This window comes from Photobacterium sp. S4TG1 (assembly GCF_036040035.1).
Classification (GTDB): domain Bacteria; phylum Pseudomonadota; class Gammaproteobacteria; order Enterobacterales; family Vibrionaceae; genus Photobacterium.
On the sequence record NZ_JAYXUH010000013.1, the window covers coordinates 58,695 to 74,147 of the forward strand.

The following is a 15,453-nucleotide window of genomic DNA, read 5'->3' on the forward strand; positions in this document are numbered from 1 at the left end:
TGCTACGCACCCACAAAGCACTTATTTTAATTTTCACCGTAACCCCATGCAAAAGCATGCAATTATATCATTAATTTATCACTGTATTGCTGTACTAATAACCAATCACTTGGACTCAACTCACTTCTAGCATCCCACAAGCTTTGTTTTACTTTTTGTTGCATAACAATAATATCATCAATGGCTTGCTGTTCACAATCCGCAGCGGCAAGTGAGATATGGCCGCGTAAATAGCCACCAGCAAATAGTTCATCATCCGTTGCACTATCAATATTGTCATCAATAAGTTGCAATAGTTTTTGTTCATAATCGTGGATCATATTCTATCCTTGTTATTAAACATGATCTGTTAATAGGATCGGTTTGGGGAAATTAGCGACAGTTAGCGGTGCTATACCATAAAATTCACGAAACGCATCAGATAACATTTTGGCACGTTCTGGAATACCATTTGTTAAATAATGGACAACTTGTTCGCGTACTTTTAAAGTGAAACCAATTCTATCTGGTTCACAGTTACCACTTAAATTATCGCAACTAACCTGATATTTAAATCCGCAGCTGGCAGATAAAATCCACTCGATAGCTTGTGGCTTAATCTCAACCACTTCAAAAGCGGCTTGTACTTCAGCACTGCGTCCATCGGGTTGGTACCAATAGCCATAGTCTTCTAATAAGCGTCTCGCTTCACCTGCAATACACCAATGCCCTAATTCATGCATGGCTGAGGCATAATAACCACGAGCGAAGATAATCTGATGGTGCGGGCGTTCTTCAGAGGCTGGAAGGTAAATAGGCTCATCACCGCCTAATAATAATTCAGTATTTAAATGCTCTAAAAAGACTGAATTAAACAAACGAATAAGATCGTTATAGTCATGATTTGTATCTAGTTTCATTTTATTCATTTGCATACTATTTAAATTGGTCGACGAATTATATATTGTTTAAACATTCAGAGCGATTAAGCAAAAAAGTAGTGCTATAACACGCGGGGTATTTTACTTGAACGTTTCAATCATATTCGTCATGTCTCTGTAAGGAATGACGAAAAACGAGAATATTCACTGCAAATAATAAAAATACATTTCACATGAGCTCAATTCATCCAATACTAAATTCTTTTCATTAGAAGTCGAGAACCGTCACTATTACAATGCCCTATCTTCATGATTAACAACGGCCATCACAGTTATTATGCTACTTTCTATCTTATACATTATTGGTATTACTGCAGAAGCAATGACGGGCGCACTCGCCGCAGGTAAACGTCGTATGGATTGGTTTGGCGTTATGTTAGTCGCAAGTGCTACAGCTATTGGTGGTGGTACGGTGAGAGACATCTTACTTGGGCATTATCCTTTAGGTTGGGTCGCGCATCCTCAATATTTAGTTATTACTTGTCTTGCTGGCTTATTAACAACCGTTTTAGGCAAATGGGTGGTCCGTTTTCATAAGATTTTCATCATTCTCGACGCCATCGGCTTAATTGTGTTTAGTATTATTGGCTGCCAAGTGGCTATCACTATGGGATTATCGCCAATTATCTGTGTTGTGGCGGCTGTCGTTACGGGGGTCTTTGGTGGATTACTTCGCGATATGATCACTCGTCGCAAACCAATGGTATTACACAAAGAACTTTATGCGTCAGTATCTTTTCTCGCAGGCATTATGTACGTCACGATGCTGCACTTTAATGTACCAGCAGATATTACGACATTAACAACATTGGTTGTTGGCTTTAGTTTGCGTATGGCGGCAGTGTTCTTTAGCTGGAGTTTACCTGTTTTTGAATTTGAAGAAGCAGGAGCTTAAAAGCAGGAAAAGCAGGAAAAGCAGGAAAAGCAGGAAAAGCAGGAAAAGCAGGAAAAGCAGGAAAAGCAAAACAGTATCAAGTTTTAGAAACGAGGAAAGGCAGTAGCGAGTGATGAGTGGTGACTAACTAATACACTCGTAATCTCGAAACTTTCTTTCCTCGAAACCTATATCTATATCTTCGGCGTTGTTGTTACTACATCGGCATTTTGACCACGGTGACGTAACAAATGATCCATGAGAGTGATCGCTAACATCGCTTCAGCAATCGGCACCGCACGAATACCAACACACGGATCATGACGACCTTTAGTGATAACTTCGGCTGACTCACCTTGCTTAGTGATTGTTTCACCTGGAACGCTGATACTTGAAGTCGGTTTTAGAGCAATATGCGCAATAACATCTTGCCCTGATGAGATACCACCAAGAATGCCACCAGCATGGTTAGTTTTAAACCCTTGTAATGTCATGGCATCACGGTGTTCACTGCCCCGCTGCTCAACCACATCAAAGCCATCACCGATTTCAACCCCTTTAACAGCATTGATACTCATCAGTGAATGGGCAATATCCGCATCTAAGCGATCAAATACCGGTTCACCTAAACCGACAGGCACATTACGAGCAACCACGGTAATTTTAGCGCCAATCGAATCACCGTCTTTTTTAAGGTGACGGATCAGTTCATCAAAGGCGTCGACTTTATCTACATCTGGGCAGAAAAAGGCATTTTGTTCAATTTGCTGCCAATCAACCTTATCGATTTTCACATCACCCATTTTGGATAAGTAAGCACATACTTCTATACCATGTACTTGTTTAAGGTATTTCTTCGCAACAGCACCCGCCGCAACCCGCATTGCTGTTTCACGTGCAGATGATCGACCACCACCACGGTAATCACGTACACCATATTTTTGGTGGTAAGTATAATCAGCGTGACCGGGGCGGAATAAATTCTCAATATTAGAATAATCTTTGGAACGTTGATCGGTATTTTCAATTAATAATCCAATTGAAGTACCTGTTGTTTGACCTTCAAATACACCTGATAAAATTTTAACTTCGTCTGCTTCACGGCGTTGAGTCGTATATTTTGAGGTGCCAGGTCGACGACGATCAAGATCGTGTTGCATGTCTGCTTCAGTAAGCGCTAATCCTGGTGGGCAACCATCAATAATACACCCTAATGCTACCCCATGACTTTCGCCAAAAGTGGTAACGCGAAACAATTGTCCTATGGAATTTCCGGCCATGACTTCCCCTGTGAGATATCTATGCTTACATGCATTTTTAATTATGGTGATTAATACATACTGCAAAGATGTGATTTGAAAAGCAAGGAATAAAGTAGGAGCGAGATTTTGAGGGGCGAGGTTTTAAGGGGCGAGGGGCGAGGAAGAGCAGTGACGAGTAGCGAGATCATTAGTGCTGGAATGACTTTGCCTATTGTTCGTCATCTCGGAAGTTGAGGTACGAAACTATCCGTGATCTACTCACCGCATGATTGAGCCTTAAAGAAGCCAGTGGAAATAAGGTAAAAGCGAGGTTTGAGGGGCGAGGTTTCGAGGAAGTACAGTGGCGAGTAGCGAGATCATTAGTAACGAGTAACGAGATCCATTATCGCGAACTCGAAACTCGCGACGAATATACTCGAACTCTCTAAACCTCGTCCCTTATTCCCCTTCCACAACAAAAAAGCGACAGGCTTACACCCATCGCTTAATCTCGTAATCTGTAGAACTCGAAACTCGCTACGAATATACTCGTAATCTAGCTTTTCCTCGCCCCTCGAAACCTCTACGCTACCGCTAACACTTTATCCGCTTTTGCTTTACGGAATTTCTTCAGTGATACTGCAACTAACGCTGTCACTACCATACCTGTTGCCATACATACTAGTGCAAGCAGTGGTTTGTTCATTGCACCTAGTAATGCAACCACGGGACCACCGTGAGCTACGCTGTTAGTGATACCAAATGAGAACGCCATTACCGCTGCAACCATGCTACCTAATACGTTTGCTGGAATAACGGAGATTGGATCTTGCGCAGCAAACGGAATCGCACCTTCAGAGATACCGACCAAGCCCATTGCACCCGCCGCTTTACCTGCTTCAATTTCTGATTGCTCAAAGATATTAAGTTTACGACCAATAATCGTTGCTAACCCCATACCCAGCGGTGCTACAGGAATCGCACATGCCATCGCACCCATAAATTGCGTTTGACCATTGGCGATCATGCCAACGGAGAACAAGAATGCTACTTTGTTAAATGGGCCACCCATATCAAAGCCAGCCATACCACCAAGAACAATGCCCAGTAATACAACGTTACCTGTGCTCATTTCAGTTAGTACGGTGTTCATGGTATGCATTAGACCAGCAATTGGCGCACCAATAACAAAGATAAACGCACTTGCAATGAATAATGTACCTGTAATCGGTGCAATAAGAATCGGCACTAATGGCTGTAATAATTTGTGGTATTTACGTGTTGCAACCCAACGTACAAAGTAACCCACTAATAGACCTGCAATGATGGCACCGATAAAACCTGTACCTGCATCTGCGCCATAAAATGAACCGTTATTTGCAATCCAGCCACCAATGAAGCCCGGTGCTAATGCTGGACGATCACCAATCGCATACGCTATGTAACCTGCAAGCACTGGAATCATTAATGTAAAGGCGACCACACCAACATCAAGGACTTTTTGCCACATACTACCGACTGGTATTTGCATTCCCGCATCCGTTGGCTGTCCACCAATTGCTAATGCCAACGCAATTAACAAACCACCAGTAACAACAAACGGAATCATGTGTGATACGCCGTTCATTAGGAAACGGTATAAATCAGAACGGGCTTTAGAAACTTTACTTTCACCGTCATCTAAGCCATCGCCATTAGCATCAAATGGTTTTGCGACTAATGCTTGTTGAATAACGCCTTTACCGTCTTTAATCGGGGCTTTTACGCCCGTCTTAATTAATTTCTTACCTGCAAAACGATCCATATCGACTTGCTTATCACAACTAACAATGATCGCTTCTGCACGGGCAATTTCTTCCGCTGTTGGTGAGTTTTTAACACCAATAGAGCCGTTAGTTTCAACTTTGATTTCGTAACCTAATTCAGCCGCCGCTTTTTCTAATGCTTCTGCTGCAAGGTAAGTATGTGCAACACCCGCAGGACAGCCTGTAACACCAATCAATAAGCCTTTATCTTGGGGTAATGTTGCTACCGCTTGTTTTTCAGCAAGCAACAATGCCAATGCATCAGCAGGTGTTTTTGCAGCTAGAAAGGCGTCAATAAAACCATCTTCAATCAATTTTGATGACAACTCAGCCAATACTTCAATATGGTGATTATCACCACCATCAGGAGAAGCAATCATGAAAAATAGTTTTGATGGCAAGCCGTCTTCTGCGCCGTATTCAATACCGGTACGGCTAACACCAATCGCAACCGCAGGTTTAATAACGGCCGCACTCTTAGCGTGTGGTAGCGCAACACCATCTTCAAAACCTGTGTTACCTAATTCTTCACGTGCTTGAATGTCTGCTAGAAATTGGGTTTTATCCGCAACGCGACCTTGTTGAACTAAAATATCTGCCATTTCAGCAAACACTTCATCTTTAGTGGTCGCTTTAAGGTTGATGTTAATCAACTGCTCATTGATGAGGGTGGTAATCATATTCTATCCCCGATAATTTTATTATGGGCTCGATGACATTGTATTGGTCATCAGCATGGTAATATTGTCGTTTTTTTAAAGGGGATAAAGTAGAGTACAAAACAGGCTTTAACTGGAAATTTGTAACATTAAACTATCAGTGTGAGCTATCACTCATATTTTTTATTGTATATAAAACAGGTTGAAATACATTTAAAAAATAATTATTTCAACAACTTAAATTTATTATTCTATGTCGATATTTTAAAAAATGATTATCAAATTATTTTTATAACTATCTAAATAAGGCTTTACTTAGTGTGGATGTTGGATTTTTTAGTGCGATAGATCACAGAAAGGAAGAGCGAGAGAAAGATTCCCTATCTCGTTCGTAACCTCACTGTAGGGAATGACGGGGTTGGGGCGAACATTCACAGTAGGGAATGACGGAATGGGTATAAAAAAAGCGACAGGCCTGCACCCATCGCTTAATCTCGCAAGCTCCATAACTCGAAACTCACTACTAATATACTCGCGACTTAATTATACGCTCGCGCAAACATACCATCACAATGCGCTGAATATGCCTTCGCATAAGCAGGAATAAACACTGACTGGCCTTTTTCAAGCGTCAATTTTTCACCATTTTGATGCGTCACTGTTAGCGGTGCATCAATCGCAAATAAAATTTCAGCACTGGTATTTTGTAATGCAATATCATTAACTTGCTTATAGACGCTAAATTTAAAATCAGGCACAGGGATCTGGTAATCTAAGCCACCAGCAACCATTGTTGGCGCCAATAATAATTCATTCGCCGCCATGCTCTTAAATTCGGTATTAGCAACTAACTCCGGCACGTCCATAAATTTCGGCGTTAAACCAGCACGTAGCACATTGTCTGAGTTAGCCATGATTTCAAGGCCAGTTCCTTTAATGTAGGCATGTGGAGTACATGCACTTAGGAACATCGCTTCGCCTGGTTGTAATGTTAATACGTTCAACATTAATGGAACAAACAGGCCGATATCACCAGGGTATTGCTCAGATAAATCAATCAATAACGCAAATAATGGCTGATCTTTATGTTCATGACAGAACGCTAAAAGTCCATTAACCGCAGCCTCTTTACGCTCACCGTCAAGTGATAACATCGCTTCAAAGAAATATCGTAAACCTGCATCCGTTTGATTAGCTGCAAAAGTATTAACAAGATCGCTGATCACATCGAGATTGATTGTGGTAAATAATTCAACGATTTCAGCTAACTCACGAAAACCATTCATTGCTTGATAAGGGGTTAACGCAAACACTAGCTCAGGTTTATGGTTAGGATCTTTGTAGTTACGGTTAGCGGCATTACGCGCAATACCGATTTTTTCTTCTTTTGCATAACCAATTTCAGCTTGATGCTTACTTGGGTGCACTTGTACTGATAACGCTTTTTCAGCCGCTAACACTTTAAATAAGTATGGCAACTCAGCAAATTTAGCTTGAGTTTCTGCGCCAATAATTGCGTTAGGATCAGTGGCAATAAAATCAGCTAAACGGACAGCTTCACCATTAACCGTGATCACTGAGCAACCATTAGCATGGGCACCCATCCACATTTCAGCTTGTGGCTTTTGATCTAGATTTGGAATAGCAAACAGTTGTTCAATTGATGTTACACTGCCCCAAGCATAATCTTGGATCACGTTATCCATCTTAAAAAAGACAGTGCGGGTAGAGTCAGTCATTGTCAGGTCCTATTCTTATTATTGCTCACGATATTTATGGTATGGCATCAACCATTATTATTGACGCCATACGCTAACTGACAGCACTATAACAAAACTTAATCGGTTTATTCAGCACAAACTAATAATCCTGCTACCACCATTCCAAACATAAAGTGAATACCATGGACAATGTTTTCTTTAATTTAATTGATTCTGTGTTGACGGAACGGGAAAGTTTTAATCGAATTTGGTTTGCTGGCGGTAAAACTCAACCACCACAATTTAGCTATCAGGTAAATTTTCCACGCCTCGAATTAGTGCTAAAAGGCGAATATATTAACCAACTCGATGATGGTGATAATGGTATTTGTCAGATTAGTTTAATGGGGGGCGATGCTATCTATATTCCGCCCAACAGTTGGAACCAACCAAGCTGGAATACTGAATGTTCGGTGTTGAGTTTGCTGTTTGGTAAGCGTCAATTAGGCTTTAGTTTAGTCAGTAAAACCAAAGATAGCCCCAAGTTTTATGATGTCCAAAAACACTCGATTCAAGCATGGACAGGGCATGCGGTTGATCCCATTTTAACAGCATTGAATATGTTAGCGACAGAGCATCAACAGCAACCGATGGATGAGCATTTATTGCAAGCCTTGCTCAGCTATACTCAAAATATGCTCCATGTTCCGTTGCACCAATCAAAAAATCGTACTGAAGATCTGTATCAAGGGATCTGTATTTACATTCAAGAAAATTTTCACCGCGCCATTAGCCGTGACACGATTGCCAATCGGTTTAACATTACACCCAATCACCTATCGCGTTTATTTCGTCAACAAGGTCATATGCGACTCGCTGATTATATTTGTTGGGTACGAATTGAACGTGCCAAATTTATGTTACGCCAATACCCGTTTCGATTAACTGAAATTGCTAGCCGCTGCGGGTTTGTCGATGTGAATTATTTTTGTCGTGTTTTTAAGAATAAAACCGGCCGTACGCCATCGGAATATCGAGGTGTCACCTAGCCTTGCTACCTTAACGCTTCAACAATTAATGCTTTTAATTCTTGAGGCTGTTGAGCCAATGTTAATGCCGTACAATAATCTTCGTTTAATAAACATTTTGAAAACTGCGCAAAGGCCATGATCACGACTTTAGGTGGCGGCTTTGGCAAGATCATCGCAATTGCACGGCTAATATTACCGCGAGATGATCCCCAATCAATCGCCTGAGGGTGACACGCAATCGCCATTGCCGGTTTTGCAATCATTTCATGCATCACATGTGGCAAGGCAATACCCGGCCCCATAACAGTGGCAGAAATATTTTCTCGAGCCAATAGTGCTTGTTTTAATGCGGGTTGTTGTTCAGAAGTAATTGCCTGTTGCGCCACCAGCATCTGGCTTAATTGCGTAATGGTGTCTATTTTATGATTCTTACCGCCATCAGCCCAACCAATACTGGTTAGTGGCAAGCTTATCTTAAATGGTATCGAGGGTGAGTATTGTGTCAGCGATAGTGCATATTGAGCAATAACGTCGGTTAACACCAAGTTCGCAAGTTCAGCATCGTTACCATTGATAATTAATTGGCATAACGCATGGGGTTTATTCGCCAACGACAACATTTTTAATGGCTGTGAGACTGGCGCGCGCGTCAATTGGCTCACATTAAATAACTCAACTTGTGATTGAAAATAACCCGTCAGTTTTTTCAGTTGGTTAAGTTGGTAAGAAGGCAAACCTGCTGCGCCGCAATAGAAGGTGATCCGTCGCTCTAACATCCGTTATCCCTGCCGTGTTATGGCCTATTTTATTAGCATGAAAATTATTGACACAATTGCTGGCAACGCTCAATCACTGCGGTTGCATCAACTAATACTTCTTCTATCGTCACACAATGAATGCGGCTACCGGTAAAACGCGCTCGCTGTTCAACTTCAATATCCGAAGCAATTAAAACAATATTTGCAGCTGCGATATCTTTGGCGGTTAAAAAGTTTTCAATCCCCATCGCACCTTGGGTTTCGACTTGAATTTTAATTCCCATCTGATGCGCGGTTTTGTTAAGTACATCCGCAGCCATATAGGTATGTGCGATGCCCGTTGGGCAGGCCGTTACCGCGACAATTTTCATTTTTAATCCCTGAATATTGTTAAATATAATGTTACCCAAGTGAGGTAACTAACTGTGCAGAATAGCATAATAGATAAGATATGAGCGAGGGAAAGAAAGGCGAGGAAGAGCTGTGACGAGTATCGAGATTATTAGTATCGAGACTCAGCCCATTATCCGGGATCTACTCAACGCGTGATTGAGCTTTAAATACACCAACAAAAACATACCAAAATTCGACCACAATCAATAACACCACAACGAGCGGACAGTAGATTCCCTATCTCGTTCGTAACCTCACTGTAGGGAATAACGGGGTGAGACGAGCATTCACTCTGCCCATTATCCGTCATCCCAGAAGCTGAGGCACGAAGCTATCCGGGATCTACTCAACGCGTGATTGAGCCACAAAGAAGCCAGTGAAAATAATAACTTTACAACACGCGGATAGTAGATTCCCTATCTCGTTCGTAACCTCACTGTAGGGAATGACGGGATTACACCAACAAAAAAAGCGATAGACTCTCGCCTATCGCTTTTCTTTTATTCTCGAAACTCGCTATCTCGATTCTAACAACGCACTGTTACTCTTCGCGCTTTGATTTCCACTTCTTAATACCATTGCTCTTACCGCCAAAACTTGGCTTCGTATCACGGCTTGGCGCAGAAGTACGTGTTGGACGATCATCATTATTACGGCGAGGGGCATCAGTACGACCGCCACGGCTTTCATTACGACTATGACGATCTTCGTTGGTGCGACTGCTACGGTTAGCACCATCGGGACGGCGATTAAACTCACCAGTACCACGGTAAGTTTTAAACTGCTTCTCAGCTGCATGTTTTTCATTACGCGCTTCTTGCGCACGGTGATCATACAACTTCGCATCTGTTGCTTTAGCAATCGTACGGCCTTCAGCATCGGTTTTTGATGCTTCTTCAGTACCGCTTGATTGTGAAATTAACTGTTGAATTTCAGCAATTTCAGCTTCAGTTAAATAACGCCATTTACCGTTTGGTAAGCCATCAATAGTGATGTTCATGATACGTACGCGACGAAGTTTATACACTTCATAACCTAACGCTTCACACATACGACGAATTTGACGGTTTAAGCCTTGAGTCAACACTATACGGAATGAGAAATTCGTTTCTTTAGTCACTTTACATGGCAAAGTAACTGTATCTAAAATCTCAACCCCTGATGACATTTTTTCAATAAATTCAGGCGTGATCGGTTGGTCAACACGAACAACGTATTCTTTCTCATGCGAGTTACCCGCACGTAGAATTTTATTAACGATATCACCGTCATTGGTTAAGAAAATAAGACCATCAGACGGCTTATCTAAACGACCAATAGGGAAAATACGCTTACGGTGACCAATAAAGTCAATCACGTTACCTTCAATATGGCGCTCGGTAGTACAGGTGATACCTGTTGGCTTATTAAGTGCAATGTAAATTGGACGTTCTTTGCTACGTAGTGGTTTATCATCAACCAATACTTCATCTTTATCCATTACACGCATACCCATTTCTGGCGCAGTGCCATTGATGGTTACACGTCCCTGATCAATCAGCTTGTCCGCCTCACGGCGTGAGCAATAGCCAGTATCACTGATAAATTTATTAAGTCGAACCCCTTTTGGGCTCTGTTGGTCAGTAGAATGTTGTGACATGTTTTTCTTCTATAAAGGGCTTTAGGTCGATCAGGGTAATAAACCACTTAATTGTAGTTTACTTACTCGATAGTTGTTATGGAGAGGAGTTTAACTGATTGTGAGACGAGTAGCGAGTAGCGAGTTTCTTTACTCTCGTAAACTCGCTACTCGTGGCTCCTATTACTTATTTAGGTAAGTCACCGTGACTAATACGGCCAATATAATCATGCTGCAATTCTTTTTCTAATTGCGCTTCAACATAGCCTGGTGACTTAGTTTTTGCCGATAACAAGCGGTACATCGCTGGAATCACTAATAATGTTACCAAGGTAGCAAATGCCATTCCAAAGAACACCACCGTACCCACAGCGATACGACTCTCAGCACCCGCCCCCGTTGATAAAATCAGTGGTAATGCGCCAAACAAGGTTGTAAACGCGGTCATTAAAATAGGTCGTAAACGCCGTACTGACGCATCGACAATTGCTTGTTCAAACTCAATGCCTTTGTCACGTAACTGGTTAGCAAATTCAACGATCAAAATACCGTTTTTAGTTACCATACCAATCAACATGATCATACCAATTTGACTATAAATATTGAGACCTTGTCCCATGATCCATAATCCAGCTAAACCACCAAAGATACCCATTGGTACTGTTAGCATCACCACCAGCGGGTTAATAAAACTTTCAAACTGCGCCGCAAGCACTAAATAAGCAACCAATAGCGCTAATCCAAACACCATTGCAATACTGCTTTGGTTATCCCTAAAGTCTTGTGATTCACCAGCATAATCAATCGAAATATCTGACGGTAAGTTATCAATTGCTTGCTGATCAAGGAAATCAAGCGCTTCACCAAGAGTATAACCATCAGAAAGACTCGCTTTTAAGGTGATCGATTTCTGTTTTTGGTTATGGCTTAACTTCTGAGCTGACGCCACTTCATCAATAGATGCAACGGTATCTAATGTTACTAAATTGCCATTTTTTGCACGTAGATAAATCTGACTAAGATCGGTTGAGCTATTAAAGCTATTTTCATCACCACGCAGGTAAACATCATATTCTTCGCCACGCTCAACAAAGGTTGTTTCACTGCGACCGCCAAGCATTACTTCTAAGGTTTCCGCAATTTCAGTAACGGGAATACCTAATTCAGCCGCACGCTCACGGTTAACATTAACCAACAACTCTGGTGTCGTTTCTGCATAATCTAAATCAACCCCTTCCATTAACGGGCTATCTTCAGCAAGATGTTGCAGCTTTGTCGCCCACTTAAACAGTTCTTGGTAATCAGCGCCACCTAATACAAATTGTACGGGTTCTGAAGATCCACCACCAAAACCTGGCATCATCGGCATCACTCGTACATCAGGAATACCTGCCAACGTTTTACTGATCATTCCCAGTGCTTGCTGAGCTCCAACAGAGCGATCATTCCAATCTTCTAATTGCATGATCACAAAGCCCGTTTGATCCCCTGCGCGACCACCAAATGCAGGTGATTGAATACTGACAGACTTCAATACTCCTTTACCTAACAATGGCAATAAACGCGCTTCAACTTGATCCATATTGCCAATCATACGGTTGTAACTGGTACCTTCTGCCCCTTTAACAAACGCAAACAGTACTCCACGATCTTCTTGTGGCGCAAGTTGAGCGGGAATCACTTTCATTAATCCGGCACTGGCAGCGATACAGCCTAAAACCACTAATGGCGCAACAAACCGTTTTTTAACAGCCACGGTGACAATGCGACGATAGCCATTTTCTAATTTATCAAATTGACGATCAATCCACAGGTTGAACCGATTAGGCTTCACATTGACTTGCAATAACTTACTGCACATAACTGGCGTTAACGTTAATGCAATTAATGATGAGAAGATCACTGACATCGCCAGTAATACCGAAAACTCAGTAAATAGCCGCCCAACCATTCCTTCCATAAAAGAAATCGGCAAGAACACCATGACTAATACTGCGGTCGTTGCCACCACCGCAAACCCAACTTCTCTAGTGCCTTTATAAGCGGCTAATAAGGGTGATTCTCCGCGTTGTAAATGGTGAAAAACGTTTTCCACCACCACAATCGCATCATCAACCACCAACCCAATAGCTAAAATTAACGCCATCAGAGTTAATAAGTTAATTGAAAAGCCAAAGAAATAAGCAGTAATAAAGGCTGAAATTAAAGATACAGGTACTGTAACCGCAGGAATTAACGTTGCACGAACTTGGCCAATAAAGATATATAGCACCAGAATAACCAGAGCTCCGGTGACTAATAGCGTGCTGTAAACTTCATTAATCGAACGTTCAATGAACACGGTGGCATCATAATCCACCGTCAACGATGCGCCTTGCGGTAAAAACTGCTGCATTTTGGCAACTTCAGCGCGCACTTCTTTAGCGACATCAAGCGGATTAGCATCGGACATGGTCACAATGCCGAGACTTAAATTAACGGCACCATTACTTTTAAAGGTCGAATTTTCATTTTCAGCGCCAATCGTTACCTCTGCCACATCTTTTAAATAAATAGGTGTGCCAGCTTCTGTAGTGCGAATAACGAGATATTTAAAATCATCAACAGTTTGGTAAAGTCGCGCAGTACGCACCGACATCACCGTTTGATCATTACGTACTTCACCACCGGGTAATTCTACGTTTTCATCATTTAATGCGTTGACAATATCTTTGGTAGTAACACCGCGTCCTGCCATTAATACCGGTTGTAATTTTACATACATTACCTTGTACAATGCGCCACTCAGGCTCACAGAACTAACGCCATTTAACAGACTAAAACGATCTTCTAAAACGCGCTGAGCATAATCGGTTAATTGAGTACGATCCATTTCAGATGACGACAAATTAATATAGATCGCGGGTTCACCCGAACCATTATCTTTTGACACAATCGGATCATTGGCATCATCAGGAAGACGACGTTGCGCGCGAGCAACCGCATCTCGAATATCACTGACACCTTCGGTAAGATCCCAGTCCATATTAAATTCAACCGTGATCCGCGACATACCATTACGAGTAACAGAGGTAATATTATCAATACCACTGATCCCTGAGAGCTCATCTTCTATCGGGGTGGTAACTTGGCTTTCCATTACTGTTGCTGATGTGCCGTCATAAGTTGTCATGATGGTCACAACTGGACTTTCAACATCAGGCATTTCACGCACAGCCAGTTTAGAGAATGAAACAATACCAAACACACACAACAGCAAACTTAATACAATGGCGACAACTGGTCGTTTTACTGAAATATCCGATAACCACATTAGCTCGCTACTCCAGTCGTAGGAGTAATGTCTTTAATGGTTATTCCATCACGCATATTCACCAGTCCTTGTACAACAATACGTTCGCCTGTCTTTAAGCCTTTTTTAATGACCACATTATTATCAATACGCTCACCTAACTCAACCAAGGTGCGGTGTACTTTTTGTTGTGAATCAACAAGGTAAACATAACGTTTAGTGCCTGAATATTCTAACGCTTGAACAGGAATAATCGCTTGTTGCTGCGGAATAAAATCAAGCTCTGCCGCAAGTAGCATTCCAGGTTTTAGCGCGTGATCGCTATTTTCAAATACAACGCGCACTTTAATATTTAAAGAGTCCGCTTGAACACGAGAATCTATGGCTTGAATTTCACCACTAAAGGCACGATCACCCCATGCTTGGCTTTTTGCGGTAACTTTAATTCCAACCTTTAAAGAGGAGATATATTGCTCTGGGACTTCAATATCCAGACGCATAGAGGAAAGATCATCAAAATTAAATAACGCACCGCCAGCAGCAACCATGTGGCCAGGGCTAAAATCATATAACCCAACAGTGCCATTAAATGGAGCACGTATAGCATGATCATTAAGATTAGCTAAAGCAGCTTTTAAACGGGCATTTGCAATACTGGCGCTAGCAGATTGAGCATCGATTTCAGTTTTAGTGATAGCACCACGAGATAATAACCGTTGAAATTCAGTTAATTTACGTTTTTCATCATTACGGTATGCCAAGGCTTCATCGTAAGCAGCAACGGCTTTATCATTATCAAGTTGAATTAATAATTGCCCTTTGGTTACCGTACTATTTACAGGAACCACAATCGTTTTTATTTTAGCCGAGACTTCCGCTGCAACATTAACCGCATGCTCAGCCTTTAACTTACCCACTAATGATAGTGATTGAGCAACCGCTAAAGAGTTAACTTCTCCGGTTGTTACCGACACGACACGTGACGATTTAGCCGACGGTGAATTGTCTTGCGCAGCATGTGATGTCCCTTGAAAGTAAAAGTAACTCCCCGATAATGCGGCAGTGACTAATACGGCTACGGCTATCTTTTTCATTTATTAAAAACCATCATAAAAATCCTAGTCGAATAATATCTGAACTAAAGGTCGAGTAACGTCAAGAA

12 protein-coding genes are annotated in these 15,453 nt (G+C 41.8%); 2 read left to right on the top strand and 10 right to left on the bottom strand.

Translation table 11 applies throughout. From position 1 onward, the window contains the following. Nucleotides 1–62: 62 nt before the first annotated feature. The gene (locus tag VXS03_RS14610; protein WP_327764541.1) at nt 63–320 is read right to left on the bottom strand and encodes a YfcL family protein; all 258 of its coding nucleotides are present in this window, start codon (nt 318–320) and stop codon (nt 63–65) included. Nucleotides 321–335: 15 nt separating this feature from the next. Continuing rightward, nucleotides 336–899, bottom strand: coding sequence for an elongation factor P hydroxylase (locus tag VXS03_RS14615; protein WP_327764542.1), 564 nt, complete (start codon nt 897–899; stop codon nt 336–338). A gap of 298 nt (nt 900–1,197) precedes the next feature. Between VXS03_RS14615 and VXS03_RS14620 the strand changes: the two genes are divergently transcribed. Beyond that, nucleotides 1,198–1,815, top strand: a complete 618-nt coding sequence (locus VXS03_RS14620; RefSeq protein WP_327764543.1) for a trimeric intracellular cation channel family protein — start codon at nt 1,198–1,200, stop codon at nt 1,813–1,815. A gap of 173 nt (nt 1,816–1,988) precedes the next feature. Here VXS03_RS14620 and aroC read toward each other — a convergent pair whose 3' ends face one another. The 3 genes from aroC to manA all read right to left on the bottom strand — a co-directional run bounded on the left by aroC (nt 1,989) and on the right by manA (nt 7,238). After that, complete coding sequence (gene aroC / locus VXS03_RS14625) at nt 1,989–3,074, bottom strand: chorismate synthase (protein ID WP_327764544.1); 1,086 nt, start codon at nt 3,072–3,074, stop codon at nt 1,989–1,991. A 544-nt stretch (nt 3,075–3,618) separates the two neighbouring features. Continuing rightward, on the bottom strand, nt 3,619–5,520 hold the full coding sequence (locus tag VXS03_RS14630; RefSeq protein ID WP_327764545.1) for a PTS fructose transporter subunit IIABC: 1,902 nt from the start codon (nt 5,518–5,520) through the stop codon (nt 3,619–3,621). 518 nt (nt 5,521–6,038) lie between these two features. Next, entirely contained in the window at nt 6,039–7,238 is a 1,200-nt protein-coding gene (manA, locus tag VXS03_RS14635; RefSeq protein ID WP_327764547.1) for a mannose-6-phosphate isomerase, class I, read from the bottom strand. Nucleotides 7,239–7,402: 164 nt separating this feature from the next. Here manA and VXS03_RS14640 point away from each other — a divergent pair, with 164 nt between their 5' ends. Continuing rightward, nucleotides 7,403–8,248: a helix-turn-helix transcriptional regulator gene (locus VXS03_RS14640; protein WP_080158055.1), complete on the top strand. Its 846-nt coding sequence runs from the start codon at nt 7,403–7,405 to the stop codon at nt 8,246–8,248. Between the two features lie 5 nt (nt 8,249–8,253). Here the strand turns inward: VXS03_RS14640 and VXS03_RS14645 are convergent, their stop codons facing one another. From VXS03_RS14645 to VXS03_RS14665, 5 genes are all read right to left on the bottom strand, one after another. After that, nucleotides 8,254–9,006: a PTS sugar transporter subunit IIA gene (locus VXS03_RS14645; RefSeq protein ID WP_327764549.1), complete on the bottom strand. Its 753-nt coding sequence runs from the start codon at nt 9,004–9,006 to the stop codon at nt 8,254–8,256. A gap of 44 nt (nt 9,007–9,050) precedes the next feature. Further along, nucleotides 9,051–9,359, bottom strand: a complete 309-nt coding sequence (locus VXS03_RS14650; protein ID WP_080158057.1) for a PTS fructose transporter subunit IIB — start codon at nt 9,357–9,359, stop codon at nt 9,051–9,053. A gap of 563 nt (nt 9,360–9,922) precedes the next feature. Beyond that, nucleotides 9,923–11,020 carry a 23S rRNA pseudouridine(2604) synthase RluF gene (gene rluF / locus VXS03_RS14655; protein ID WP_327764551.1) on the bottom strand — a complete coding sequence of 366 codons (1,098 nt, stop codon included), beginning with the start codon at nt 11,018–11,020 and terminating at the stop codon, nt 9,923–9,925. A gap of 166 nt (nt 11,021–11,186) precedes the next feature. Next, nucleotides 11,187–14,312 (bottom strand): multidrug efflux RND transporter permease subunit, encoded by a 3,126-nt coding sequence (locus VXS03_RS14660; RefSeq protein WP_327764552.1) that lies wholly within the window; start codon nt 14,310–14,312, stop codon nt 11,187–11,189. After that, nucleotides 14,312–15,385: an efflux RND transporter periplasmic adaptor subunit gene (locus VXS03_RS14665; RefSeq protein WP_327764554.1), complete on the bottom strand. Its 1,074-nt coding sequence runs from the start codon at nt 15,383–15,385 to the stop codon at nt 14,312–14,314. Before VXS03_RS14665 ends, VXS03_RS14660 begins: the two co-directional genes overlap by 1 nt. Between the last annotated feature and the right edge of the window lie 68 nt (nt 15,386–15,453).

Bases quoted from the DNA above. Each gene is read 5' to 3' on its own strand.
- rluF (WP_327764551.1), bottom strand. From the start codon at position 11,020: ATGTCACAACATTCTACTGACCAACAGAGCCCAAAAGGGGTTCGACTT.
- VXS03_RS14665 (WP_327764554.1), bottom strand. From the start codon at position 15,385: ATGAAAAAGATAGCCGTAGCCGTATTAGTCACTGCCGCATTATCGGGG.
- manA (WP_327764547.1), bottom strand. From the start codon at position 7,238: ATGACTGACTCTACCCGCACTGTCTTTTTTAAGATGGATAACGTGATC.
- VXS03_RS14645 (WP_327764549.1), bottom strand. From the start codon at position 9,006: ATGTTAGAGCGACGGATCACCTTCTATTGCGGCGCAGCAGGTTTGCCT.
- VXS03_RS14610 (WP_327764541.1), bottom strand. From the start codon at position 320: ATGATCCACGATTATGAACAAAAACTATTGCAACTTATTGATGACAAT.
- VXS03_RS14615 (WP_327764542.1), bottom strand. From the start codon at position 899: ATGAAACTAGATACAAATCATGACTATAACGATCTTATTCGTTTGTTT.
- VXS03_RS14620 (WP_327764543.1), top strand. From the start codon at position 1,198: ATGCTACTTTCTATCTTATACATTATTGGTATTACTGCAGAAGCAATG.
- VXS03_RS14650 (WP_080158057.1), bottom strand. From the start codon at position 9,359: ATGAAAATTGTCGCGGTAACGGCCTGCCCAACGGGCATCGCACATACC.
- VXS03_RS14640 (WP_080158055.1), top strand. From the start codon at position 7,403: ATGGACAATGTTTTCTTTAATTTAATTGATTCTGTGTTGACGGAACGG.
- VXS03_RS14630 (WP_327764545.1), bottom strand. From the start codon at position 5,520: ATGATTACCACCCTCATCAATGAGCAGTTGATTAACATCAACCTTAAA.
- VXS03_RS14660 (WP_327764552.1), bottom strand. From the start codon at position 14,312: ATGTGGTTATCGGATATTTCAGTAAAACGACCAGTTGTCGCCATTGTA.
- aroC (WP_327764544.1), bottom strand. From the start codon at position 3,074: ATGGCCGGAAATTCCATAGGACAATTGTTTCGCGTTACCACTTTTGGC.